This window comes from uncultured Acidovorax sp., from assembly GCF_964021665.1.
Lineage (GTDB): Bacteria > Pseudomonadota > Gammaproteobacteria > Burkholderiales > Burkholderiaceae_C > Acidovorax > Acidovorax temperans.
Map to the genome: position 1 here is coordinate 37,071 of NZ_CAXIAK010000014.1, position 25,069 is coordinate 62,139.

Sequence of the window (25,069 nt, forward strand, 5' to 3'; positions counted from 1 at the left end):
TCAGGGGGTGTAGGAAAGGCGTGCCAGCCGCTCGGAGGCGGGTGGGTGTGAGTAGTAGAACTTCACGTAGACCGGGTCAGGGGTCAGGGTGGAGGCGTTGTCTTCGTACAGCTTGAGCAGCGCTGAAGCCAGGTCTGCTGCCTGCGTTTGTGCCGCTGCGTAGGCGTCGGCCTGGAACTCGTGCTTGCGCGAGAGTTGCGAGAACAGCGGCGAGATGAACTGGGTAAAAACGGGCGTGGCCAGCATGAACAGCAGCAGCGCCAGGGCATCGTTGGGCGCGCTGCCCCAGTCTGCAGACAAGCCCATGGCAGGGTACACCCCCAACCCCGTGTAGAACCAGCTTTGGGTGGACAGCCAGCCCAGCAGCGCAAAGCCCAGCAGGCTGAAAGCGAACATGCTCACGATGCGCTGGATGATGTGCCGGTGCTTGAAATGCCCCAGCTCGTGCGCCAGTACGGCCTCTACTTCGCCCACGGAGAGCTGGCGCAGCAACGTGTCATAAAACACCACACGTTTCGCAGTGCCAAAACCTGTGAAGTAGGCATTGGCATGGGCACTGCGGCGGCTGCCGTCCATCACAAAAAGCCCTTTGGCGGCAAAGCCGCAGCGTTCCATCAGATGCGACACGCGTTGTTTGAGGGCTTCGTCTTCCAGTGGCTTGAATTGGTTGAACAGTGGGGCGATGAAGGTGGGAAAAATCACCATCAGCAGCAGGTTGAACCCCATCCAGACGGCCCAGGCCCAGGCCCACCAGTAGGGGCCTGCCTGGCCCATCAGCCACAGGATGGCTGCTGCAATCGGCAGACCAATGGCAGCTCCCAGCAATATCGACTTGCACAGGTCTGCAAGCCACAGGGCCGGGGTCATTTTGTTGAAGCCGAAGCGTTTCTCCTGCACAAATGTTTTGTACAGCGACACCGGCAAATCGATCAGCCCGCTGATGAGCACAAAAGCCGCCAGCAGCGCCAATTGCTGCCACATGCCGCCACCCAGCCAGTGCAGCAGCGCCTGGTTCAGCAGATTCAGCCCGCCAAGCAAAGTCCAGCCCAGCAGCACGGCGGTGCCCAGGGCCAGCTCCAGCAGCTCCAGTCGTGCCTTCGCTACCGTGTAGTCTGCCGCCTTTTGGTGAGCAGCCAGGGTGATGCGCTCGGCAAATGGCGCGGGAACAGCATTGCGGTGTCGTGCCACATGGCGTATTTGCCGCGAAGCGAGCCACAGTTTGAGCAGCATGCCCGCACTCAGCGCAAAGGCAAACAGAAGTGTGAACAGCAGGGAAGGGGAAATTGCGTCGGAAGAGGCCATGTGCGGCGAGTTTAGGTCATCGGCGACAATGCGCCCCATGTCAGAAGCTAACACCCCAACCCCCGCCGTGCTATCAAAATCAGACCAAAACCTTGTGTGGCTGGACTGTGAAATGACGGGCCTGAGCCCCGAGAACGACCGCTTGCTGGAAATCGCCGTGGTGGTGACAGGCCCTTCGCTGGAGCCTCGCGTTGAAGGCCCCGTGCTGGTCATCCACCAGTCTGATGAGCAATTGGCAAAGATGGACGCCTGGAACCGTGGAACCCATGGCCGCAGCGGACTCACGGACAAGGTGAAAGCATCCACCCTGACGGAAGAGCAGGCCGAGGCGGAAATTCTGGCCTTTCTGCGGCAGTACGTTCCCAAGGGTGTTGCACCCATGTGCGGCAACAGCATTGGTCAGGATCGAAGGTTCCTCGTGCGCTACATGCCCAAGCTGGAGGCGTTCTTTCACTACCGCAATGTCGATGTGAGCACCCTGAAGGAGTTAGCCAAGCGCTGGAAGCCGGAAGCCTATTCGAGCTTCAAGAAGGCGCAGAAGCACACGGCTCTGGCAGACGTTCATGAATCTATCGACGAGCTGGCACATTACCGAACCCACTTCCTGGCCGTCTGAAAAAGGGCCAAGATTTTTCCGGCGCTGGTTGCGCTGGCGAAGGAGGCTGGTGAAAGTCCGACAAGGGCTTATCACCGCCGTTTGCACGCGTCTATTGCGGGGAAACCCTGAACGTGTAATAATCTAGGGCTGCGCAGTTTTCTGCTGCAGATTGTGCATCTCCCCTCACACACTGGGCTCGCAAGCTCGCTGCCATCGCAGTACAGTTTTTGCATTCTTCGCCCACCCGCTACGACCAAGTTCATGGCAGGTTTCGTTTGATGGTTGATGTTTTTTAACCATTGACGAAACCACCGCAGGCGCCCGCTTGCGGCAGGTCTCGTGTGAGAAAAATATGACCGACACTTTGCAAGTGCAGGGCGAATTCGCGCCTGCTGAATCCTCTTTTGCGGCTGAAACCCTGGCTGCTGCCGTGGTGGCTGATGCGGCTGCTGACGCAGTCACTGCCGAGCCTAACGGCTTTATCGAACTGGGCCTGGCTCCAGAACTCGTGCAGGCAGTGGCTGATTTGGGTTACACCCAACCCACCAGTGTGCAGCTCAAGGCCATTCCATTGGCAATGGGCAGCGGCAATGATTCCACCAGCTTCATCGATCTGATGGTGTCCAGCCAGACAGGCAGCGGCAAGACCGCCGCCTTCTTGCTGCCTGTGTTGCACACGCTGATTCAGCAGCAAGCTGCTGCTGAAGCTGAAGAGCGCGCTGCGTTTGAGCGTGCTGTCGCCGAGGCTGCAGCCCGTGGCGAGCCAGCTCCCAAGCGTGCCAAGCGCAAGGATCCCACCAATTCACGCAACTTCAAGGCTGCTACGCCTGGCGCACTGATCTTGTGCCCCACCCGTGAGCTGGCCCAGCAAGTGGCGCACGATGCGATCGACTTGGTCAAGCACTGCCGTGGCCTGCGCGTAGCCAATGTGGTGGGCGGCATGCCTTACCAATTGCAAATCGCCAAGCTGCAGAATGCAAACCTCGTGGTGGCTACGCCTGGACGCCTGCTGGACCTGCAACGCTCGATGCAGATCAAGCTCGACAAGGTGCAATTCCTGGTAGTGGACGAAGCCGACCGCATGCTGGATCTGGGCTTCTCTGACGACCTGGCTGAGTTGAACCAGCTCACGGCCCAGCGCAAGCAGACCATGATGTTCAGCGCAACGTTTGCCCCGCGCATCCAGCAACTGGCCATGCGTGTGATGCACGATGGCGGCGCATCGGTGCAAAAGGTGACGATTGACTCTCCACAAGAGAAGCACGCCAACATCAAGCAGATGCTGTACTGGGCAGACAACGCGCAACACAAGCGCAAGCTGCTGGACCACTGGCTGCGTGATACCTCCATCAACCAAGCCATCGTGTTTGCAAGCACGCAGGTGGAGTGCGATGGCTTGGCCAATGACCTGCAGCAAGAAGGCTTTTCTGCTGTGGCGCTGCATGGTGCATTGAGCCAAGGTTTGCGCAACCGCCGACTGATGGCTCTGCGCAGCGGCCAGGTGCAAATCCTGGTGGCAACCGATGTGGCTGCACGCGGTATCGACGTGCCCACTATCACTCACGTGTTCAACTTCGGCCTGCCCATGAAGGCTGAGGATTACACCCACCGCATTGGCCGTACCGGTCGTGCTGGTCGCGATGGCTTGGCTGTGACGTTCGCCGAATTCCGCGACCGCCGCAAGATTTTCGACATTGAAGGCTACAGCCGTCAGCAATTCAAGTCGGAAGTGATTCCGGGTCTGGAGCCTGCACAGCGCGCTCCCCAAACGCCTCGTGGCGATTTTGGTGGCCGTGGCCGCTCTGGCGGTTTTGAAGGTCGTGACTACGCGTCGCGTGATCGCCGTTTTGGTGGTCCAGCACGTGGTGGCAATGACCGTGGCGGTAACGATCGCGGTGGTTTCGGTGGTGGTTTTGCCGGCCGTGGCGGTCCTGCTCCCCGTGGCGGTGAGGGCTTTGCACCTCGGGAAGATCGTGGCTTTGCTCCACGCCGTGACAACGAAGGCTATGGCCGCAAGCCCGGCTTTGGCGACAACGCCCCGCGTGGCTTTGCCCCGCGTGGTGACATGGGCGCCCCCCGTGGTGCAGACCGTGGCGATTTTGCTCCCCGTAAGCCTGCGTTTGCCAAGCCTGCAGGCGGCAAGCCGTTTGCGCCCCACGATGCGCGCAAGCGTCCTGCACGCCCAGCTCGCTGATACTCTGCCAAGTGCCTGACCCTTTGGTGGGTACATCGCATGAAAGCCGCCTCTGATGAGGCGGTTTTTTTATGCCTGATCGCTTGGCGAGAGAGTCACCGACATTGGATGGAGGCGTAGCCCAGGCTCGCATAAGGGGCGACGAAAGGATTCAACGTGCAGCCCTATGTTTCTTCTGGTGCAGATTTTGAGCACATGTTCAACCTGGCGCCCGTATCGCTATGGCTGGAGGACTGCAGTGCCTTGAAGGCTTTGTACCAGCGCTGGCGAGAAGAGGGGGTCGATGACCTGGAAGCCTATCTGCGTGCCGATCCCTCGTTGTTGGCGCAGTGCAGTGCGGCTTTGCGGGTGCTTCAGGTCAATCAGCGCACCCTGGATTTGTTTGCTGCGCCTGATCAGCTCACTTTGGTCGCACAGCTGGGGCAGATTTTTCGTGATGACATGCACCACTCCCTGGTACGCGAATTGGTAGAGCGTTGGGAGGGGCGGCTGGAATATTCCAATGAGAGCGTGAACTACGCCTTGGACGGGCGGCGCCTGGATGTAAGGGTGAATGTGCGGGTGCTCCCCGGCCATGAGGAGAACTGGAGCCGGGCGCTTGTTTCACTGGAAGACATCACGCGGCAAATGCAGGATGCCCTCCAGGTGCGACGTAGCGAGCAATATGCCCGCGGCTTGTTTGAATACTCCCCCGTGTCGTTGTGGGTTGAGGACTTCAGCACCATCAAGATGTTGCTTGATGGCGTGCGTGCGCAGGGCATCGCGGATTTCAAAACCTTTCTCAAAGTACATCCGGAATTCGTTTCTCGGTGTATGCAAGAAATACGTGTGATCGACGTGAACCAGCAGACGCTGGAAATGTTCGGCGCCCGATCCAAAGATCACTTGCTCAACAACCTGAGTCAGGTGTTTCGGGGTGAAATGGCGGAGTCGTTCGCTGAGCAGTTGCAGGATTTGTGGGAAGGCAAGACCGTGCAGCTGCGTGAGGTCACCAATTACTCGCTGTCGGGGGATGCGGTGCACATCCACATGCAGTTTTCTGTGCTGGGTGGTCATCAGGACGACTGGAGCCTGGTGCTGCTCTCGCTGGTGGATATCACGGCTCGCAAGAAGGCGGAGGCCTATCTGGAGTACCTGGGCAAGCACGATGTGCTGACCCAGCTTCGCAACCGCGCGTTTTATGCAGAAGAACTCAATCGCCTCACGCGCAAGGGGCCGTGGCCGTTTGCGGTGATTGCCATCGATCTCAACGGCCTCAAGGCCATCAATGATGAGCAGGGCCACGCCGCAGGTGATGCCATGCTGCGCCGCGCTGGCGAAGTGCTGACCAAGGCAGTTGATGCGCCAGCTTGCGCGGCCCGGGTGGGAGGCGATGAATTTGCGGTGTTGCTGCCGGGGGCGGATGAGCGAGGCGCTGCTGCCATGCGTGACCGCATTCAGTCGCTGGTGGAGTTGAACAACCAGTTCTACTCAGGGCAGCCGTTGGGATTGGCCATGGGTATGGCGTGCTGTCAATCGGGCGCGGCAGTGGAGTCTGCCTTGCACAAGGCCGACCAGGCCATGTACGAGGAAAAGAAGCGTTACTACCATCAGCAGGGCCTGGAGCGCAGACGCTGACCAGCTTCTGCTCACTTCTTCATGAAGGGGTGAAGGTGGCGCTCAGCCGCCGGGTGTTACGCCCGTTACGCCCGCGTGGCTGCCAATTTCAGGCCAGCGGTGGTGCAGGTACATCCATGATGTCAGCCCAATGCACATCATCAGCAAAGACGCTGTGGCCAGCCCAAGGGCGGAATGCATGACCAGGGGGGAAATCACGCCAGCCACCACCCCATTCGCGGTAGAGCCCACGAAAGCCTGCAGCGACGATGCCATCCCTCGGCGTTCGGGCACCAGGTCCAGCACCAGCAACGTGACCACGGGCACCATGAGCGCCCAGCCGAAGGAAAAAATGGCGATGGGCAGTAGCGCCCAGGCTGGATGAGGCGCAAGGACGGTGTTGAGCGCCACATTGGCGATGCCCACCAAGAACATGATCACGAACCCATGGCGGATTTGCCGTTTGGGTGCGATGCGCCCTGCGAGGCGTCCGCTCAGCCAGGCGCCCCCCATGATTCCAGAAATCGTCAGAACGAAGAACCAGAAAAATTGGGTGGGTTCGAGTTTCAGATGTTCGCCCAAAAATGCTGGGGCGGACAGTACATACAGGAACATACCGTTGAACGGTACCCCACTGGCCAGTGCCAGCAAGAGGAACTTGGGGCTGGAGCCCAGCGCCCAATACCCGCGCATCAAGTGCCGCACGTTGAAGGGCTGGCGGTGGCTTGGGTGCAGGGTTTCGGGCAGCAGCCGGAAATTGGTGATCCACAGAATGGCCCCCACCAGTGCCAGAAACCAGAAAATACTGTGCCAGCCGGTGTGCACAAAAAGCCACCCGCCTACGATGGGTGCCACGGCAGGTGCCACCCCGAAGTAGATGGTGACCTGGCTCATCACCTGCTGGGCTTGCGCTGGCGGGAACATGTCGCGGATCACAGCGCGTGACACCACAATGCCTGCCCCGGTGGACAGCCCTTGTACCGCGCGGAAGAACACCAGCTGTCCGATGCTTTGCGAGAGGGCGCAGCCTGCAGAGGCGATGGTGAACAGCGCAATGCCCCACAACACCACCGGCCGGCGGCCAAAGCTGTCTGCCAGGGCGCCGTGAAACAGGTTCATGAAAGCGAACCCGAAAAGGTAGGCCGACAGCGTTTGCTGCATCTCAATGGGCGTGGCGCCCAGGGCCGTGGCAATGCCGGCAAAGGCTGGCAGATAGGTATCAATCGAAAACGGCCCCAGCATGCCCAGAACGGCGAGCAGAACCGCTAAGGCCCATTTGGGGCCGGTCCAGAGCATATTGGCTTGTGGATTCATTGCCGTGATCAGATCAGGAAGAGAAACGCCGCGCGTTAGAAATTGATACAGAGGCGCTGAAATGCAAAAAGCCGAAACTACGATGTAGCTTCGGCTTTTTTTGTTTGGTGGGTCCTGAGTGACTCGAACACTCGACCTACGGATTAAGAGTCCGCTGCTCTACCAACTGAGCTAAGAACCCAAACTTTTTAAGTTGTCTGCATCGCTGCAGAGACTCGTATTATGCACGATTTTTTGCGTTGTCCGCAAGTCGTGCAAAAAATTTATTGCATTGCGTTGCGACTGGCCAGCTCCACAAACAGTCCGCTGTGGTCCAGTTCGCCCAGGCCGTGTTCCACGCCTTCGGCGTACAGGGCTTCAAACAAGGTCGTGACCGGTGCGTCAAAACCTATTTCCTTGGCAGTGCCCAGCGCATTGCGCATGTCCTTGAGTTGAACGCCCATGCGTGCCTTGGGCGCAAAGTCGCGGTCCACCATGCGCTGGCCGTGCAATTGCAGGATGCGGCTGTCGGCAAACCCGCCTTGGATGGCCTCGCGCACTTTCGCCATGTCGGCGCCGCCTTTGGCGGCAAACAGCAAAGCTTCTGCCACGGCACCGATGGTGATGCCCACAATCATCTGGTTGGCCAGTTTGGCGAGCTGCCCGCTGCCGTGCGGCCCCACATGGGTGGCGCGACCCAGTGCGGCGAACACCGGTTGCGCGCGAGCGAAATCTTCTGCCCGGCCCCCGGCCATGATGGCGAGGGTGCCGTTCTCGGCCCCTACCGTGCCGCCAGACACTGGAGCATCCAGGTGCGCCAGGCCCATTTCACCAAGCCGTGCGGCATGGTCGCGCGCCTCGCGGGGCTGGATCGACGCCATGTCGATGAACAGGGTGCCGGGGCGCATGGCTTGCGCGGCACCCGCATGGAACAGCACATGCTCTACTGCTGGACCGTTTTCCAGCAGGCTCACCACGATGTCAGCTTGCCTTACCGCCTCTGCGACGGTGGCATGCACAGCAATGCCCAACGCTGCCAGCGGATCGGCTTTGGATTGGGTGCGGTTCCAGGCGTGCACGGTATGCCCGGCCTGTTGCAGGCGGCGTGCCATGGGACTTCCCATCATGCCGATGCCCAGAACGGCGATACGAAGCGAAGGAGTGGTCATGCTTGGTTTGGATGCGTGAGATGTTTGAACTGCGTCCTGAATGATGGGCCGATTTGGAACGAGCAGCCTGTCACGTAGCTTGCAGCATGGAGTGGTTTGGCGGGATGATGTGGCGCTTCTGAGGAGATAAGAACGATGTCGATTCCCTTGCACGACCCAGCCTGGCTGGAGCGCATGTACAACAACCGCGCGCTGGTTCCTGATTACATGGATTACCTGCAGCGCTGGGCCCAGGACTCCGCGCAGGTGCGCGCCAACTGCCCTTGTGCGCTGGACTTGGTCTACGGCCCTGAGGCTGGCGAGACCCTGGATGTCTTCCCCGCGACACGCCCCGGCGCAGCGCTGGCGCCCGTGCTGGTTTTCATCCACGGCGGTTACTGGCGCTCGCTCGACAAGTCCGACCATTCCTTTGTGGCGCCTCCTTTCACCTTGGCGGGGTACTGCGTGGTGGTCGTCAACTATGCGCTGTGCCCAGGCACCCCTGAACACCCGGTCACCGTGTCCCACATTGGCCGCCAAATGGAGGCCGCACTGGCCTGGGTGTGGCGCCACATCGGGCAGCATGGTGGAGACCGCCGTCGCATCACCGTGGCCGGGCATTCCGCCGGTGGGCAGCTGGCCGCCTGGCTGCTGACCAGCGTGTGGCCGCTGGTGGCTTCTGATTTGCCTGACGGGCTGGTGCGCAGTGCGCTGTCCATTTCGGGGCTGCATGATCTGGAGCCCGTCATGCACGCTCCATTCCTGCAGCAATCCTTGCACCTGACCGAGCAGCACGTGCAGGACGCCAGCCCGGCACGCTTGCAGGCTCCCGCCCAGGGGCTGCTGTACAGCGTGGCAGGGGCCGATGAGAGTGAGGAGTTTGCGCGCCAGGCGCGGCTGATTCAGGATGCCTGGGGCACCCACGTCGTGCCGCGTTGCCAGATCCTGCCGGGCTTGAACCATTTCAGCATTCTGGATGCCCTGACCAAACCGGGCCATGACCTGCACCATATGGCGCTGAATTTGCTGCGCGCCTGAAAAGAGCCCGCAGTGTTGGCGGCAGTGCGGTGCTGGCTAGCACCGCACGCCGGGCTTACATCAGCAGGTGTTCGCCTGCGTTGTCTCCGCCCAGGATGACGTAGTTCACCTTGCGGATATCCATCAGCTTGGTACCCCCGGCGTAGCTGATGGAGCTTTGCACGTCCTGCTCCATTTCAATCAGCGTGTTGGCCAGCTTGCCCTTGATGGGCTCCAGGATGCGCTTGCCCTCCACGTGCTTGTATTCGCCCTTGTTGAAGTCCGAGGCCGAGCCGTAGTATTCCTTGAACAGCTCGCCGTCCACTTCCACCGTCTTGCCGGGGGATTCTTCATGCCCGGCAAATAACGAGCCGATCATCACCATGGTGGCGCCAAAGCGCACGCTCTTGGCAATGTCGCCATGGCTGCGGATGCCGCCGTCGGCAATGATGGGCTTGGTGGCCACGCGGGCGCACCACTTGAGCGCGCTGAGCTGCCAGCCGCCGGTGCCAAAACCGGTCTTCAGCTTGGTGATGCACACCTTGCCGGGGCCCACGCCCACCTTGGTCGCATCGGCGCCCCAGTTTTCCAGGTCAATCACAGCCTCGGGTGTGGCCACGTTGCCGGCAATCACGAAGGATTGCGGCAGCTTTTGCTTGAGGTAGCCAATCATGTTCTTCACGCTGTCGGCATGGCCGTGGGCGATGTCGATGGTGATGTATTCGGGCACCAGGCCTTGGGCCACGAGCTGGTCCACCGTGTCGTAGTCGGGTTGTTTCACCCCCAGGGAGATCGACGCGTAGCAGCCTTTGGCGTGCATGTCTTTCACAAACTGCAGGTTGTCCAGATCAAAACGGTGCATCACGTAGAAGTAGCCGTTTTTCGCCATCCACTCGCAGATCCGCTCATCCACCACCGTCTTCATGTTGGCGGGCACCACCGGCAGACGAAAGCGCCGTCCGCCCAGCTCCACGCCGGCGTCGCATTCCGATCGGCTTTCCACACGGCACTTGCGTGGCAGCAGCAGGATGTTGTCGTAGTCGAAGATTTCCATGAGATTCCAAGCTCCTTTGAAAAGGCACTGCCGAACCATTTCGGCAGCGTGGGGCGCTTGGCTTGGGACCGGCTTTGTGGGGATGGGCGTAGGAGCCAATACCGAACCCTGGTTGCACAGGCACAAAAAAACCGGGCGTCAAGAAACTTGGGCCCGGTGATTGATTCTAGGCGCATGGCGCGGCGCTGTCATAACGCCATCCGTATGACCTGTATTACCGGCATGCTGACCGGGCGGCGGCCACCACGTCGCCCTGGGCGTTCTGCACCCAGCCCACCATGTGCAACTGCTCTGCCTTGGCCCCTTCAGGAATGCGCATGGGGCGGTTTTCCATCCAGGCAAAGCGGGTTCTTGATCGCTCTGTTTTTGATAGCTGGTGGCGCTTTTCCCATGTGCCTTGGAGCACGTTTCTGACCAAATTCCGTTCCACAGGGGAGCCTTCCGTACCTGCAGGCACGGACTCCACCAGCAGCAAGTGGTATTGCCAGGTGTCGGCTGGGTTGGCTCGGTGCGGCTTGAAGGCGATGCCGGTACCCAGGTAGTCATTGAGTGGCAGGCCGTGGGCTACGCGCGCGCGGTGGGCGGAAGTGCCTTCCACCGCAAGCACCGCGACATCGGTGGTGCCAGGCGCAGCACGGCCCAGTGCCTGCAGCCGCAGCAGCGCGTCGTTGGTGGCGGCTGCGGCCAAGGGGGCTTCATCCCCCAGGGCTGTGGGCACGATCCAGTCCAGCACCACCGCCGATGGCCCTGGCGCGGGCGTGGCCGGGTCGGCCCAGCAGGCTTCGCAATCGGCACTGATGAAGCGCTCGAACACCGCCGTGGGGCGGGGCACGCCATCGCTGCTGCAACTGGCCTGCGCCGCCACAGGGGGCACATAACAGGTTGCCAGGGCGACGGCAGCAAGGGCAAGGGGTTGAATGCGGACCATGGTGGGGGTGGCCTTTCTACAATGGCTGCATGTTCCCACACGATCTGTTTTCAGGGGCGCCCGATGAGTCGGTGCCCCCATCCGCTGCTGCACCATTGGGCGTGCCTGCTTCGTCGCCCTTGCTGGCCGGCCTCAACCCCGAACAACTCGCCGCCGTCACCCTGCCCAACGGGCACGCCTTGATTCTGGCGGGGGCGGGCTCGGGCAAGACGCGCGTGCTCACCACCCGCATTGCCTGGCTGCTGCAGCATGGCCACGTCACACCCGGCGGTATCCTGGCCGTGACCTTCACGAACAAGGCCGCCAAGGAGATGGTGGCGCGCCTTACCACCATGCTGCCGGTGAACGTGCGCGGCATGTGGATTGGCACCTTCCATGGCCTGTGCAACCGCCTTTTGCGCGCACACCACAAGGCTGCGGGCCTGCCGCAGGCGTTCCAGATTCTGGATACGCAAGACCAGCTCTCCGCCATCAAGCGGCTGTGCAAGCAGTTCAATGTGGATGAGGAGCGCTTTCCGCCCAAGCAGCTCGCCTACTTCATTGCGGGCTGCAAGGAAGAGGGCATGCGCCCCGGCGATGTGCCCGCGCACGATGCCGATGGCCGCAAGAAGATCGAGCTGTACCCGCTCGGCGCAGAACAGTGCCAGCGCGAAGGCGTGGTGGATTTTGGCGAGCTGATGCTGCGCTCTTACGAGCTGCTGCGCGACAACGATCCCATCCGCGAGCATTACCAGCGGCGCTTCCGCCACATCCTGGTCGATGAGTTTCAGGACACCAACCGCCTGCAGTACCTGTGGCTCAAGCAGATTGCGGGCGACGAAGTGGCGGGCCGCCTGCAAAGCCACGCCAGCGTGATGGCCGTGGGCGACGACGACCAGAGCATCTACGCCTTTCGCGGCGCGCGCGTGGGCAACATGGCCGACTTTGTTCGCGAGTTTGACGTGCAGCACCAGATCAAGCTGGAGCAGAACTACCGCAGCTACAGCAACATCCTCGACTCCGCCAACCACCTCATCAGCCACAACAGCCGCCGCCTGGGCAAGAACCTGCGCACCACGCAGGGCGCGGGCGAGCCCGTGCGCGTGTACGAGGCCAGCTCTGACCTGGCCGAGGCGCAGTGGATGGTGGACGAGATCAAGCAACTGGTGCGCAGCGACGGCTTTGAGCGCAAGGAAATCGCTGTGCTCTACCGCAGCAACGCGCAAAGCCGGGTGATCGAATCGGCCCTGTTCAATGCCAGCGTGCCCTACCGCGTGTACGGCGGCCTGCGCTTTTTTGAACGCGCAGAAATCAAGCACGCGCTGGCCTACCTGCGCCTGCTGGAGAACCCGAACGACGACACCAGCTTTTTGCGCGTCGTCAATTTCCCGCCGCGCGGCATTGGCGCGCGCAGCATTGAAGTGCTGCAAGACGCAGCCCGCGCCGCAGGCTGCTCGTTGCACGATGCCGTGAGCGCCGTGCCGGGCAAGGCCGGAACCAACTTCAAGGCCTTCGTCGCCATGATCGACGTGCTGCGCGAGCAGACCGAAGGCCAGTCGCTGCGCGGCATCATCGAGCAGATGCTGGAATCTAGCGGGCTGGTGGAGCACTTCCGTACCGAAAAAGAAGGCGCCGACCGCATCGAGAACTTGCAGGAACTGGTCAATGCCGCCGAAAGCTTCGTCACGCAAGAAGGCTTTGGCCGCGATGCCGTGGCCCTGCCGCTGGATGAGCACGGCCAGCCGCTCACGCAGAGTGCCGTCAGTCAAGGCCTGGACCCGAACGCCCCGGTGCTGGATGAGCCGCTCAAACCTACCAACCCCGCCAACCCCGCCAACCCCGCAGGCATCATCGACGCAGACACCGGCGAAACCCTCTCGCCCCTGGTCGCCTTCCTTACCCACGCTGCGCTGGAAGCGGGCGACAACCAGGCCCAGGCCGGGCAAGACGCCGTGCAGCTCATGACCGTGCACGCCAGCAAGGGGCTGGAGTTTGACGCCGTGTTCATCGGCGGCCTGGAAGAGGGCCTGTTCCCACACGACAACTCCTCCAGCGACCGCGACGGGCTGGAAGAGGAGCGCCGCCTGATGTACGTGGCCATCACCCGCGCCCGCAAGCGCTTGTATCTCAGCCACTCGCAAACGCGCATGCTGCACGGCCAGACGCGCTACAACGTCAAGAGCCGCTTCTTTGATGAACTGCCAGAAGAGTGCCTGAAGTGGATCACGCCAAAGCAGCAAGGTTTTGGCTCGTATGCTCCTAATTCAGGAGCTGGTAGCGCTTACCAATCGGGCGCTAGAGGCTCGTTTGGCTTCAAGTCAGAAACCTTTGCCAGCCCGCCCGTGCCTCCCCAAAAGGCAGCCCCCTCGCACGGCCTGCGCGCAGGCATCGCTGTGTTCCACACCAAGTTTGGCGAAGGCAAGGTGCTAGCCATCGAAGGTACGGGCGACGACGCCCGCGCCCAGGTCAACTTCCCCCGCCACGGCACCAAATGGCTGGCGTTGAGTGTGGCGAAGCTGACGGTGGTGGATTGATCGCACCAGCAGGGGCCACCGCAAATGGCCCCTGCTGCGTTGTGTTCGGTGATGGGCCGGGCAGGGCGGGTTATGCTGTGGCCCAGTTAACATTTGGACACCAGCGGGCCCGATGAGCACGAGCAACTTCAGTTTTCTGTCCGCCCACTCGCCCCTGCTGGCCGAGCTGGGCGCCACCGCCGAACGCCTCTACCCCTACGACCCCGCCAGTTGCGTCCTCAAACTGCGCCTGCTGGCCGAAAGCCTCACGCAAGAGGTGGCAGACCGCATTGGCCTCACAGTGGGCCAAAGCACCCAGGCCGAGCTGCTGCGCGCCGTGGACCAGCGCCTGGGGCTGGACCCGCAAGTGCGCCAAATATTGCACGCGCTGCGCCAGCGCGGCAACGAGGCGGCGCACCAGGTCAACCACCGCATTGGCTACCGCGAGGGGCTCGAATCCATCAAGCTGGCCCGCGAGCTGGCCCTGTGGTTTCACCGCACCTTTGGCAACGCGCCGCAGTTCAAGCCTGGCCCGTTTGTGTTGCCCGACGACCCCAGCCAAAAGCTCGTCACCCTGCAGCAGCAAATCGCCGCATTGCAAGGCCAACTCCAACAAACCCAAACCGCCCAGGCCGCGCAGGCAGAAATCGCCCAACTGCTTGAAGCCCAGGCCGCGCAAGAGCGCGACATGGCCCTGCGTGCGCAGGAAGAGCGCGCCATTTACGAGCAACTGGCCGAAGAAGCCAGCCAGCGCCTGGCCGAGCTGCAAAAGGCGCTGGACGAGCGCCCGCACCCCCCGCCCGATGCCGACCCTGCCAAGGGCGACGCCGCCGCCCTGCGCCTGTGGGCCGAGCGATCGGCCCAGGCCGCCCAGCAGGTGGCCATGGACGAAGCCTCCACCCGCCTGCTCATCGACCAGATGCTGCGCGACGCAGGCTGGGAGGCCGACAGCGCCCGCCTGACCCACGCCCAGGGCACGCGGCCGGAGCGCCACCGCCACCTCGCCATTGCCGAATGGCCCACCCAGGGCCGCCAAAGTGCCGACTACGTGCTGTTTGCGGGCCTCACGCCCGTGGCCGCCGTAGAGGCCAAGCGCCTGAACGTGAACGTGGCGGGCAAGATGGCCCAGGCCGAACGCTACGCCCGCGGCCTGTCCATGGATGTCGAATGGGCCGCCCCCTGGGTTGCCGAAGGCCGCGACCAGCCCTGGCCCGATGGCGCGGGCCAGCACTTTGCGTTGCCGTTTGCCTACTCGTGCAACGGCCGCCCCTTCGCCCGCCAAAGCCCCGAGGCCAGCGGCACCTGGTTTCGTGACCTGCGCCACCCCGCGCAACTGGCCCGCCCGCTGCAAGGCTTTCACACGCCCGATGGCCTGCTTGACCTGCTGCGGCGCAGCCGCGCCACGGCCGAGGCCAAGCTTCAGCAAGAAGGCTATGCCTACCTGCGCCTGCGCGACTACCAGCAGCACGCGATTGCGGCAGTGGAGCACGCCCTGGCCGCAGGCCAGTCGCAATGCCTGCTGGCCATGGCCACCGGCACGGGCAAAACGCGCACCATCATTGGCCTGATGTACCGGTTTTTGAAGGCCGAGCGCTTTCGCCGCATCCTGTTTTTGGTAGACCGCACCGCGCTGGGCGACCAGGCGCAAGACGCCTTCAACGAAGCCCCGCTCGAAGGCGGCATGCCCCTGTCCAAAATCTACAACGTGGCCGAGCTGGGCGACATGGCCGCCGAGGCCGAAACCCGCGTGCAGGTGGCCACCGTGCAGGCCATGGTGCGCCGCATTTTTGCCAGCGATGCACCGCCCCCGCTCGATGCGTTCGACTGCATCATCGTGGACGAAGCCCACCGGGGCTACACGCTCGACCAGGACATGACCGAAGGCGAGCAAGCCCTGCGCGACCCGGCCCAGTACCTCAGCAGCTACCGCCGCGTGCTCGACTACTTCGACGCCGTCAAGATTGGCCTCACGGCCACCCCCGCCAAGCACACCACCGATATCTTCGGCAAACCCGTCTACACCTACAGCTACCGCGAGGCCGTGGCAGACGACTGGCTCATCGACCACGAGCCGCCCATTCGCTACGAAACCCTGCTCAGCCGCCACGGCATCCACTTCGACAAAGGCCAGCAGGTTGAGGCGCTGAACCTCTCCACCGGCGAAGTCGAATCCGCCGAGCTGGAAGACGAGCTGCACTTCGAGCTCGAATCCTTCAACCGCCGCGTCATCAACGAAGACTTCAACCGCGTCATCTGCCAGCAGCTCGCGCAAGAGCTGGACCCGATGGGCGAGGAAAAGACACTGATTTTTTGTGCCACCGACGCCCACGCCGACATGGTCAAACGCCTGCTGGGCCAGGCCTTTGCCGACCTGTACGGCGACAGCTACAACCAGGCGGCGGTCGAGAAAATCACCGGCGCCTCAGACAAGGTCGATCAGCTCATCCGCCGCTACAAAAACGAGCGCTTTCCCAGCATCGCCATCACCGTCGATCTGCTCACCACCGGCATCGACGTGCCCGCCATCAGCCACCTCGTGTTCATGCGCCGCGTCAAGTCGCGCATCCTGTACGAGCAAATGATTGGCCGCGCCACCCGCCGGTGTGACGCCATCGGCAAAACCGTATTCAAGATCTATGACCCCGTGGACTTGTACGCCACGCTGCAGGCCGTCAACACCATGCAGCCCCTGGTCAAAGACCCGAAGGTCACGGTAGAGCAACTGCTGGACGAGCTCAACCACCCCACTGCGTACACCACCCCCGGCAGCGGCCCCGGCCGCACCCATGCGGATGACGTGCTCGATCAGCTCGGCCAAAAAGTGATGCGCGTGCTGCGCGACGCCGAGCACAAGGCCGACAAAAAGCCCGCCCTGCGCGAGCGCCTGGCCCAGCTGCAAGAGCAGTGGGGCGTGCCCCCCGCGCAACTGCACCGCCACCTGCACCAGCTGGGCAAAGAACAAGGCACCGCCGCAGCGGCAGACTTTTTGCGCCGCAACACCCGCCTGGTGCAGCAACTGGCCGAAGTGCGCCAACTGCTGGGCACCGCCTACATGCCCGTGCTCTCAGGCCACACCGACGAACTGGTGGCCCGCGAGCAAAGCTGGGGCAGCTACACCAAGCCAGCGGACTACCTGGACAGCTTCACCGCCTTTGTGCGCCAGCAGCTCAACCAGTCGGCCGCGCTGTCGGTGGTGGTCAACCGCCCCAAAGACCTCACCCGCGCACAGCTCAAAGAAGTGCGCCTGCTGCTGGACGAAGCGGGCTACACCGAAGCCAAGCTCAAAGCCGCCTGGCGCAACCAAAGCAACCAGGACATTGCCGCCGGCATCATGGCCTACATCCGCCAGGCCGCCCTGGGCGAGGCGCTGGTGCCGTTTGACCAGCGCGTGCAAGCCGCCATGCAAACCATCCGCCAGTCCCGCGCCTGGACGCCCGTGCAACTGCGCTGGCTGGACCGCCTGGGCAAACAACTGCGCCACGAACTGGTGCTGGACCACGCCTTCGTCAACGACGCCTTCGCCACCGATGGCGGCGCCAAACAGCTCGACAAACTGCTGGGCGGCCAGCTTGATGGCGTGATGAACCAGCTGGCCGAATCGCTGTGGCCGAGGGCGGCGTGAGAATCTTATTTTTGACCGCAGACGGCCTAAATACCAGATTGGACGCATGTCTACTGCATAATTGGACGCAACACCAATACAACATTGGATGCATTGCCAATGCTCAATTGGACGAGCACCAATACCCAGCAACCAGCCCCCATGAACACCCCTCCATCCCCTTCGGCTGACTGGATACCGCGCCACCTCACCCACAACGTTCAGGAATCCTTGCTGGACACGCGGGTGGTGCTGGTCAATGGCCCACGCCAATGTGGCAAGACCACCCTGGTACGCCAGCTCGGGGGCGACATGCGCTACATCACGCTGGACGACCCCAACATGGCCGCTCTTGCGCAGCAAGACCCGGTGGGGCTGATTCGCCAACTGGACAGGGCCATCATCGATGAGGTGCAGCGAGCACCGCAGCTCATGCTGGCCTTGAAAATGGCTGTCGATGAAGACCAGCGCCCAGGTCGTTTCCTGCTGACAGGGTCCGCCAACGTACTGGCCTTGCCGCAAATGGCCGACAGCTTGGCGGGGCGCATGGAGGTCCACACCCTGCTCCCCCTGTCGCAGGCAGAACTGCAACGGCGCCCCAACGACTTTTTGCAACGCGCACAACAGCAAGACTGGCCCATCACCCATGCCGACTGGGCCATCCCCCCCGTTGCTGGCAAAGCCAACATGGTGGAGCATGCACTCGCGGGCGGCTACCCGGAAATGCGGCGCCGGGCCACCAGCGCAAGGCGCCAGTCCTGGGCGCGTGACTACATCACCACCTTGGTGGAGCGCGACGTGCGCGACATCGCACACATTGAGCACCTGAGCCAAATGCCACGGCTGCTGAGCGTTCTGGCCACCCAATGCGGTCAACTCCTGAATGCCACACAAACTGGCGCGCAACTCGGGCTCAACACGCGAACGCTGGACAAATACATCACCATCCTTGAACGCCTGTTTCTGATTCAGCGTCTGCCCGCGTGGAGCCGCCACGAAGGCAACCGCCTCATCAAAACGCCCAAGCTGCACTTTCTGGATGCCGGGCTCCAGGCAACGCTGCAACGCCTTTCCCCAGATCTTTTGCTCACGCAGCGCGATCGCTGGGGCGCAACCCTCGAAACGTGGGTGTATGCCGAGTTGCGCAAAGCCATCGCCCTCAGTGCCGACATGTGGTTCCTTTCACATTACCGCGACAAAGACCAAGTGGAGGTGGACTTTGTGCTGGAAGACTCGCTGCGCCAGGTCATCGGCGTCGAAGTCAAGGCTGCCGCACAGGTCAACCCACAAGACTTCAAAGGCCTCAAACGCTTGCAAGCGCTGGCGGGCAGCGACTTCATCACCGGCATCGTGCTGTACGACGGCACCCATGCCCTGCCATTTGGCAACGGCCTGTGGGCCATTCCCCTCTCTGCACTCTAAAAAACCATGACCACCCAAGACATCGTCCAGAAGCTCTGGAACCTGTGCGACGTGCTGCGCGACGACGGCATCAACTACAGCGACTACGTCACCGAGCTGGTGCTGCTGCTCTTCATCAAAATGGAGCACGAAAGCACCGAAAGCGGCGTGCTGCACAAGCACAAGCTGCCCGACTACGCCCGCTGGGGCGAGTTCACGCGGCGCAGTGGCATGGACTTGCTGCTGTACTACAAAGAAGCGCTGCTCAAGCTCAGCCAAAGCACCGACCCCCTCATTGCCGCCATCTACGCCGACGCGCAAACCAGCCTGAAGGAACCGCGCCACCTCGAGCAGCTTGTCAAAAGCCTGGACGGCATTGACTGGTTCAGCGCCGAGCGCGACGGCCTGGGCGATTTGTACGAAGGCCTGCTGGAGAAAAACGCCAGCGAAACCAAAAGCGGCGCAGGCCAATACTTCACCCCGCGCCCGCTCATTGACACCATCATCCAGGTCATCAAGCCCCAGGCGGGCGAAACCGTGCAAGACCCCGCCGCAGGCACCGGTGGCTTTTTGATTGCGGCCGACCGCGCCATCAAAGAGCGCACCGACAACCTCTACGACCTGACCGAGCGCGAGCGCCAGTTCCAGCGCAACCACGCCTTCATTGGCATGGAGCTGGTCACCAGCACCCGGCGCCTGGCGCTGATGAACTGCCTGCTGCACGGCATGGAAGGCGACGACCAGGGCGTGGTGCACCTGGGCAACACCCTGGCCAGCGCAGGCAGCAGCCTGCCCCGCAGCGACGTGATGCTGAGCAACCCGCCCTTTGGCACGGCACGAGGCGGCGGCGGCCCCACGCGCGACGACTTGACGTTTGTCACCAGCAACAAGCAACTGGCCTTTTTGCAGCACATCGTGCGCCACCTCAAAGACGGTGGCCGCGCCGCCGTGGTGCTGCCCGACAACGTGCTGTTTGAAGCCGGCGTAGGCGCCGACGTGCGCCGCGACCTGATGGACAAATGCCGTCTGCACACCATATTGCGGCTGCCCACCGGCATCTTCTACGCCCAGGGCGTCAAAACCAACGTGCTGTTTTTTGAAAAAGTGAGCCAGGCCGCCACCGGCAGCACGCAAGAGGTGTGGGTGTACGACATGCGCGCCAACGCCCCCAAGTTTGGCAAACGCACCCCCCTCACCAACGCCCACTTTGCCGACTTTGTGGCCGCCTACGGCACCGACCCCAACGGCAAGGCCCCGCGCCAAGACCAGGGCGAACAAGGCCGCTTTCGCCGCTTCAGCCGCGAATGGATTGCGAACGAGCGCGGCGACAGCCTGGACATTGCGTGGCTCAAAGACGACAACGCCGAAGACGCGGCAGATTTGCCCGAACCTGCCGTGCTGGCGCGGGAGGCGGTGGAGGAGTTGAATGCGGCGGTGGCGGAGTTGGAAGCGATATTGGTGGAGTTGGGAGAGGAGACCGACCTTTGACAACATTACCAACTAACTGGACAGCAGCGCCGATCCGAGAACTGATGCAACCACTACAGGACGGAAAATTAGTGCATCAGGGTTGGAGCCCGCAATGTGAGTCAGGTCCAGCTCTAACAGCAAGTGATTGGGGGGCATTGAAGACCACAGCAATTCAGGATGGCTCATATCAACCTGAACACAATAAACGCTTACCTGAAGCACTGGATGCCAAAGAGCGTCTTGAGGTCAAGGTAGGCGATTTGCTTATGACATGTGCTGGCCCTCGGGTGCGTTGCGGTGTCGCTTGTTTGGTTCGAGAAACGCCCCCAAAACGCTTTATCTCTGGAAAGATGTACCGCTTTCGTGCAAACGAAGCATTAATTGATTCACGCCTACTTGAAGCGTTTTTGCGCACGCCATCTACAAAAGCTCAAATTGATGCGATGAAGACCGGCATCAGCGAGAGCGGTATGAACATTACACACGAGAAGTTCTCTCAACTCATCGTGCCAATTGCACCCTTGTCGGAGCAAAAACGCATCGCCGACAAACTCGACACCGTCCTCACCCGCGTAGACGCCGTCAACACCCGCCTGGCCCGCGTCGCCCCCCTGCTCAAACGCTTCCGCCAATCCGTCCTCGCCGCCGCCACCTCGGGGCGGTTGACGGAGGATTGGCGCGGAGACTTGGAACCAGACTGGGCAACGCACAAACTTGGCGATTTACTTGAGGGGAAGCCACGCAACGGTTATTCACCTAAAGCTGTGGACTATGAAACTCCTGTACGTTCGCTGACGCTATCCGCAACGACCAGCGGAACCTTTAAGGGAGAGCATGCCAAGTACATCGACGAGGAAATTCCAGACGATTCCCACCTCTGGCTAGAACCAGATGACATATTGATTCAGCGCGCAAACTCACTTGAGTACGTAGGCGTTAGTGCGATTTTCAACGGCCCAAAAAAGAGCTTCATATATCCAGATTTGATGATGAAAGCGCGTGCAAACACACGCACGACATCGCGGTTTTTGCATCTTCTGCTGTGCGCAGAAGGAACGCGCAAATACTTTCGAGAAAATGCAACAGGCACAGCTGGGAACATGCCAAAGATTAATCAGCAGACGGTGATTAACGCTCCCTGTAGGCTTCCAACTTTGGCCGAACAAACCGAAATCGTCCGCCGCGTAGAAACCCTGTTCGCCTTTGCCGACCGGCTCGAAGCCCGTCTGGCCCAGGCGCAGACTGCCGCCACGCGCCTGACCCCCGCGCTGCTGGCCAAGGCGTTTCGCGGTGAGCTGGTGCCGCAAGACCCGAACGATGAACCCGCCGCCGAGCTGCTGCGCCGCCTGCAGGCCGAGCGCGCCACGGCGCCCAAGGCCAGCGCGGGCCGGGGGCGCAAGGCGGCGGTGCGAAGTGAAGGGTAAAAAGTGGCTCTAGCGCTTATCCAATAAGCGCTGGCAGCTATTGTTTTGGTAGCGCTTGTGGTGTGCCGTAGCGGTGGTGCGCTGTGGCAGTGCGGGGCGGCCCAGCCGATGGGCGGGTTTTTTTGAAGCAAAATAGGCTGCCAGCGCTTATGTAGCAAGCGCTGGCAGCTCTCTTTTCAATAGCAAATTGCGGCCGTGCTGTGACCTGTTGGGCCGTGTCGTGCCGCAGCGCCGTCAAAACTCCAGGTTATCAATCAGCCGCGTGCTGCCCAGCCGCGCTGCGCCCAGGGCCACCAGGGTGCCGGGGCCGTCGTGGGCGGTGGCGGGTTGCAGGTCGGTGCGGCGGCGCACCGTGAGGTAGTCGGGCTGCCAGCCACGGGCACGCAGCACGTCCATGGCTTGTGCCTCTAGCGCGTGGGGCGGGGCGGTGATGTCGCTGTGTTGCAGGGCCTGCAGCCAGCGTTCGCTCAGGTGCCGCAGGGCTTGTGACAGGGCCACGGCTTCCTGGCGTTCTTGCAGGCTCAGATACCCGTTGCGCGAGCTCAGGGCCAGGCCATCGGGCGCACGGGCAGTGTCGCCCGCCACGATGGTGATGGGCAGCGCAAACTGCTGCACCATCTGGCGGATGACCATGAGCTGCTGGTAGTCCTTCTTGCCAAACACGGCCACGCCGCCGGTTTGGCCCAGCACGCAGGCAAACAGCTTCATCACCACGGTGGCTACGCCGGTGAAAAAGCCGGGGCGAAAGTGGCCTTCCAGCAGGTCGGCCAGGGCGGGGTCGGGGTGCACCTTGAAGGTTTGCGGCTGGGGGTACAGGTCGGCCTCGCGCGGGGCAAACAGCACGTCGCAGCCTGCGGCTTGCAGGGCGGCGCAGTCGGCTTCCCAGGTGCGGGGGTAGCTGTCAAAGTCTTCGTGGGGCAAGAACTGCAGGCGGTTCACAAAGATGCTGGCCACCGTCACATCGCCCAGGGGCTTGGCCTGGCGCACCAGGCTGATGTGGCCTTCGTGCAGGTTGCCCATGGTGGGCACAAAGGCGGGGCGGCGGTAGGGGGCCAGGGCCTGGCGTAGTTCGTCGATGGTGTGGGTGATGAGCATGGGACGGGGCTTTGTGTTCGTGTTCAAAAGGGCTTACCAGGCGACTTACCAGGCGTGCAGTGCGTTGTCGGGGAAGCGGCCTTGCTTGACGGCTTGCACATAGGCCTCCATCGCGCCGCGCACGCTGCCAGCGTCTTGCATGAAGTTGTGGACGAACTTGGGCATCTTGCCCAGGTTCATGCCCAGCATGTCGTGCAACACCAGCACCTGGCCTGCGGTGCCGTTGCCTGCGCCAATGCCGATGGTGTGGCAGTGCGGTAGCTCAGCGGTCAGCTCTGCGGCCAGGGGGGCGGGCACCATCTCCAGCACCAGCATGGCGGCACCGGCGTTTTGCAAATCGTGGGCGTCTTTGCGCAGGGTGCGGGCGGCCTCGTCGGTTTTGCCCTGCACGCGGTAGCCGCCCAAGGCGTGTACGGTTTGGGGCGTCAGCCCCAGGTGGGCGCACACGGGCACGCCGCGCTGCACCAAAAATTCCACCGTGGGTGCCGTCCAGCCGCCGCCTTCAAGTTTGACCATGTGGGCGCCTGCCTGCATCAGCGTGCAGGCGCTGCGCAGGGCCTGTTCGCGGCTTTCGGCGTAGGTGCCGTAGGGCAGGTCGGCCACGAGCCAGGCGGTGCCTTGCACGCGCTGCAGGCCCCGGGCCACGCTGGCGGTGTGGTAGGCCATGGTGTCTAGCGTGACGCCCACGGTGCTGGGCAGGCCCTGGCACACCATGCCGAGCGAATCGCCCACCAGGATGCAGTCCACGCCCGCTGCGTCGGCCACGGCGGCAAAGGTGGCGTCGTAGGCGGTGAGCATGGTGATTTTTTCTCCGGCCTCGCGCATCTGTGCCAGGCGCGGCAGGCTCACGGGGCGGCGCTGGGGCAGGGGCGATGCGGGTGGCAGCGTGCCGTAGGGGGTGGCGTTGGGTGGCTGGGGGGCAGTGGTGGCGGTCATGCAGGGTCACCCTTAGGGTGTTGTCTCTGAAAAAAATTGTCGCGAGTCTATGACAGTGCGGGCTGCGCAGTGGTTGGACCGGGGTGTGGTGGGGCCATGGCGCAAGGCGCAGCCGCTTGCGTGCTGCGGATTGTGACCAGGGAGTTGGCGCATGATTGGCTGCAAAATGGCAGTCGAACATGAATGAAAACCGCGCTGACGCAGTGGGCGGGCGGGGCAGTCAAACGCAGAATTGGGGTGTAACGTTGGTTGTGAAAACAGGGCAGACGATGGCGATTCTTCAGAACACGGATTTGAGAATTTTGGTGGTGGATGACCAGGATTCAGTACGCAGCCATTTGTCCCAAGAGTTGTTGCGCATGGGCGTGAAGCAGGTGTTGGAGGCCGCTTCAGCCGAAGAGGCGTTGGCCGTTTTTGAACAGCACCAACCCGACCTGGTGCTGCTGGACATCCTGATGCCGGGCAAGAATGGCTACTGGATCGCCGAGCGCATTCGCGACCTGGACGATGGCCGCTGGACGCCCATCATCTTCCTGACCGGCATGGGCCGCGAGGAAGACCTGTGGGAGGGCATTCGCACGGGGGGCGATGATTACCTGATCAAGCCGGTGCCTTCCACCGTGCTGGCCGCCAAGATACGCGCCATGCAGCGCCTGCTGACGATGGAGCGGCGCCTGGTGGCTGTGACGGAAGAGCTGTACGAAGCCAACCGCCAGTTGAATTCGCTGATCGAGCGCGATGCGCTGACGGGGCTCGTCAACCGCCGGGGCTTTGACCGGGTGCTGCACGAGCAGATTCGCTTGGCGCGGCGTGAAAGCAAGCCGCTCACGCTGATGATGTGCGACATCGACTTCTTCAAGCAATACAACGACAGCCTGGGCCACCCTGAAGGCGACAAGTGCCTGCAGGCCGTGGCCAACATGCTGGCCAAGATTTGCCAGCGCCCCGGCGATTTGGCCTGCCGCGTGGGGGGCGAGGAGTTTGCGCTGATCCTGCCGAACACGCCCCGTTCAGGCGCCATGATGTTTGCCCGAGCGCTGACCGAGCTGCTGGCCAGCGGCAAGCTGCCGCACCCGGCGTCGCCGGTGTCGCCGTATGTGACGGTGTCTGGCGGCATCACGACCTGTGTGCCCGATGAAAGCACTACCTCGATGGGCAGGGTGACCCGGGCTGATGCGGGGCTGGACGGCGCGAAGGCGCTTGGGCGCAACCACTTCTTCAGCTACGAGCTGCAGGTCACGGCCAAAGATCACTTGGCGCACAGCGCTGATCGCGCGCGGCTGCACACACCGCCCATCGTCTGATGCCGTGGTGCGGGCTGCGCTGCAGGAGCTGTGACCCTTTTAGAGCGGCTAACAAAACTCTTCTGGCGTCGTTGCCGCGTCTTGTCGTACTACGCGTACTGCCTGCGACGCGGCGCCTAGCCAGAACCGCTTCGCTGAGTTTTGTTAGCCGCTCTTAGAACCATCCCTTTCAAGGTGTTGTCCCTGCTCCCGCAGCAGTAACCTTCGCCCCACAGA

General features: G+C 62.3%; 17 protein-coding genes and 1 tRNA gene. 10 read left to right on the forward strand and 8 right to left on the reverse strand.

The annotated features are described in order from the left end of the window. Complete coding sequence (locus tag AADJ04_RS05175; protein WP_341238968.1) at nt 1–1,302, reverse strand: M48 family metallopeptidase; 1,302 nt, start codon at nt 1,300–1,302, stop codon at nt 1–3. Between the two features lie 37 nt (nt 1,303–1,339). On the opposite strand from AADJ04_RS05175, the gene orn reads away from it, so the two are divergent. From orn to AADJ04_RS05190, 3 genes are all read left to right on the forward strand, one after another. Beyond that, a complete protein-coding gene (orn, locus tag AADJ04_RS05180; RefSeq protein WP_066783520.1) occupies nt 1,340–1,918 on the forward strand; it encodes an oligoribonuclease in 579 nt (192 codons plus the stop codon). 334 nt (nt 1,919–2,252) lie between these two features. After that, nucleotides 2,253–4,094, forward strand: a complete 1,842-nt coding sequence (locus AADJ04_RS05185; protein ID WP_341238969.1) for a DEAD/DEAH box helicase — start codon at nt 2,253–2,255, stop codon at nt 4,092–4,094. A gap of 156 nt (nt 4,095–4,250) precedes the next feature. Continuing rightward, nucleotides 4,251–5,711 carry a sensor domain-containing diguanylate cyclase gene (locus tag AADJ04_RS05190; RefSeq protein ID WP_341238970.1) on the forward strand — a complete coding sequence of 487 codons (1,461 nt, stop codon included), beginning with the start codon at nt 4,251–4,253 and terminating at the stop codon, nt 5,709–5,711. Between the two features lie 42 nt (nt 5,712–5,753). Here AADJ04_RS05190 and AADJ04_RS05195 read toward each other — a convergent pair whose 3' ends face one another. The 3 genes from AADJ04_RS05195 to AADJ04_RS05205 all read right to left on the reverse strand — a co-directional run bounded on the left by AADJ04_RS05195 (nt 5,754) and on the right by AADJ04_RS05205 (nt 8,152). Then, nucleotides 5,754–7,004 carry a multidrug effflux MFS transporter gene (locus tag AADJ04_RS05195; RefSeq protein WP_341238971.1) on the reverse strand — a complete coding sequence of 417 codons (1,251 nt, stop codon included), beginning with the start codon at nt 7,002–7,004 and terminating at the stop codon, nt 5,754–5,756. Nucleotides 7,005–7,109: 105 nt separating this feature from the next. Then, nucleotides 7,110–7,185 (reverse strand) — tRNA-Lys (locus tag AADJ04_RS05200). Nucleotides 7,186–7,267: 82 nt separating this feature from the next. After that, nucleotides 7,268–8,152, reverse strand: coding sequence for an NAD(P)-dependent oxidoreductase (locus tag AADJ04_RS05205; RefSeq protein ID WP_341238972.1), 885 nt, complete (start codon nt 8,150–8,152; stop codon nt 7,268–7,270). A 135-nt stretch (nt 8,153–8,287) separates the two neighbouring features. Here AADJ04_RS05205 and AADJ04_RS05210 point away from each other — a divergent pair, with 135 nt between their 5' ends. Further along, the gene (locus tag AADJ04_RS05210; protein ID WP_142083895.1) at nt 8,288–9,169 is read left to right on the forward strand and encodes an alpha/beta hydrolase; all 882 of its coding nucleotides are present in this window, start codon (nt 8,288–8,290) and stop codon (nt 9,167–9,169) included. 55 nt (nt 9,170–9,224) lie between these two features. On the opposite strand, the gene AADJ04_RS05215 is transcribed toward AADJ04_RS05210, so the two are convergent. Next, nucleotides 9,225–10,202, reverse strand: a complete 978-nt coding sequence (locus AADJ04_RS05215; protein WP_044395995.1) for a GMP reductase — start codon at nt 10,200–10,202, stop codon at nt 9,225–9,227. Between the two features lie 214 nt (nt 10,203–10,416). After that, nucleotides 10,417–11,130, reverse strand: a complete 714-nt coding sequence (locus tag AADJ04_RS05220; RefSeq protein WP_207373936.1) for a hypothetical protein — start codon at nt 11,128–11,130, stop codon at nt 10,417–10,419. A gap of 29 nt (nt 11,131–11,159) precedes the next feature. Between AADJ04_RS05220 and AADJ04_RS05225 the strand changes: the two genes are divergently transcribed. The 5 genes from AADJ04_RS05225 to AADJ04_RS05245 all read left to right on the forward strand — a co-directional run bounded on the left by AADJ04_RS05225 (nt 11,160) and on the right by AADJ04_RS05245 (nt 21,518). Continuing rightward, nucleotides 11,160–13,643 (forward strand): UvrD-helicase domain-containing protein, encoded by a 2,484-nt coding sequence (locus tag AADJ04_RS05225; RefSeq protein WP_341238973.1) that lies wholly within the window; start codon nt 11,160–11,162, stop codon nt 13,641–13,643. Between the two features lie 112 nt (nt 13,644–13,755). Next, on the forward strand, nt 13,756–17,244 hold the full coding sequence (hsdR, locus tag AADJ04_RS05230; protein WP_341238974.1) for a type I restriction-modification system endonuclease: 3,489 nt from the start codon (nt 13,756–13,758) through the stop codon (nt 17,242–17,244). 141 nt (nt 17,245–17,385) lie between these two features. Continuing rightward, the gene (locus AADJ04_RS05235) at nt 17,386–18,645 is read left to right on the forward strand and encodes an ATP-binding protein (protein WP_341238975.1); all 1,260 of its coding nucleotides are present in this window, start codon (nt 17,386–17,388) and stop codon (nt 18,643–18,645) included. 6 nt (nt 18,646–18,651) lie between these two features. After that, nucleotides 18,652–20,112 carry an N-6 DNA methylase gene (locus AADJ04_RS05240; protein ID WP_341238976.1) on the forward strand — a complete coding sequence of 487 codons (1,461 nt, stop codon included), beginning with the start codon at nt 18,652–18,654 and terminating at the stop codon, nt 20,110–20,112. Further along, on the forward strand, nt 20,109–21,518 hold the full coding sequence (locus tag AADJ04_RS05245) for a restriction endonuclease subunit S (RefSeq protein WP_156451224.1): 1,410 nt from the start codon (nt 20,109–20,111) through the stop codon (nt 21,516–21,518). The genes AADJ04_RS05240 and AADJ04_RS05245 overlap by 4 nt, the downstream gene beginning before the upstream one ends. 234 nt (nt 21,519–21,752) lie before the next feature. Here AADJ04_RS05245 and panC read toward each other — a convergent pair whose 3' ends face one another. After that, on the reverse strand, nt 21,753–22,613 hold the full coding sequence (gene panC / locus AADJ04_RS05250) for a pantoate--beta-alanine ligase (RefSeq protein ID WP_066691400.1): 861 nt from the start codon (nt 22,611–22,613) through the stop codon (nt 21,753–21,755). A gap of 45 nt (nt 22,614–22,658) precedes the next feature. Next, entirely contained in the window at nt 22,659–23,549 is an 891-nt protein-coding gene (gene panB, locus AADJ04_RS05255; protein ID WP_341238977.1) for a 3-methyl-2-oxobutanoate hydroxymethyltransferase, read from the reverse strand. Between the two features lie 269 nt (nt 23,550–23,818). Here panB and AADJ04_RS05260 point away from each other — a divergent pair, with 269 nt between their 5' ends. Continuing rightward, nucleotides 23,819–24,853 carry a diguanylate cyclase gene (locus tag AADJ04_RS05260; protein ID WP_341238978.1) on the forward strand — a complete coding sequence of 345 codons (1,035 nt, stop codon included), beginning with the start codon at nt 23,819–23,821 and terminating at the stop codon, nt 24,851–24,853. The last annotated feature ends 216 nt before the right edge of the window (nt 24,854–25,069 follow it).

Coding starts and splice junctions, on each gene's coding strand:
- AADJ04_RS05175 (WP_341238968.1), bottom strand. CDS start 1,302: ATGGCCTCTTCCGACGCAATTTCCCCTTCCCTGCTGTTCACACTTCTG.
- orn (WP_066783520.1), top strand. CDS start 1,340: ATGTCAGAAGCTAACACCCCAACCCCCGCCGTGCTATCAAAATCAGAC.
- AADJ04_RS05185 (WP_341238969.1), top strand. CDS start 2,253: ATGACCGACACTTTGCAAGTGCAGGGCGAATTCGCGCCTGCTGAATCC.
- AADJ04_RS05195 (WP_341238971.1), bottom strand. CDS start 7,004: ATGAATCCACAAGCCAATATGCTCTGGACCGGCCCCAAATGGGCCTTA.
- AADJ04_RS05205 (WP_341238972.1), bottom strand. CDS start 8,152: ATGACCACTCCTTCGCTTCGTATCGCCGTTCTGGGCATCGGCATGATG.
- AADJ04_RS05210 (WP_142083895.1), top strand. CDS start 8,288: ATGTCGATTCCCTTGCACGACCCAGCCTGGCTGGAGCGCATGTACAAC.
- AADJ04_RS05215 (WP_044395995.1), bottom strand. CDS start 10,202: ATGGAAATCTTCGACTACGACAACATCCTGCTGCTGCCACGCAAGTGC.
- AADJ04_RS05220 (WP_207373936.1), bottom strand. CDS start 11,130: ATGGTCCGCATTCAACCCCTTGCCCTTGCTGCCGTCGCCCTGGCAACC.
- AADJ04_RS05225 (WP_341238973.1), top strand. CDS start 11,160: ATGTTCCCACACGATCTGTTTTCAGGGGCGCCCGATGAGTCGGTGCCC.
- hsdR (WP_341238974.1), top strand. CDS start 13,756: ATGAGCACGAGCAACTTCAGTTTTCTGTCCGCCCACTCGCCCCTGCTG.
- AADJ04_RS05235 (WP_341238975.1), top strand. CDS start 17,386: ATGAACACCCCTCCATCCCCTTCGGCTGACTGGATACCGCGCCACCTC.
- AADJ04_RS05240 (WP_341238976.1), top strand. CDS start 18,652: ATGACCACCCAAGACATCGTCCAGAAGCTCTGGAACCTGTGCGACGTG.
- panC (WP_066691400.1), bottom strand. CDS start 22,613: ATGCTCATCACCCACACCATCGACGAACTACGCCAGGCCCTGGCCCCC.
- panB (WP_341238977.1), bottom strand. CDS start 23,549: ATGACCGCCACCACTGCCCCCCAGCCACCCAACGCCACCCCCTACGGC.
- AADJ04_RS05260 (WP_341238978.1), top strand. CDS start 23,819: ATGGCGATTCTTCAGAACACGGATTTGAGAATTTTGGTGGTGGATGAC.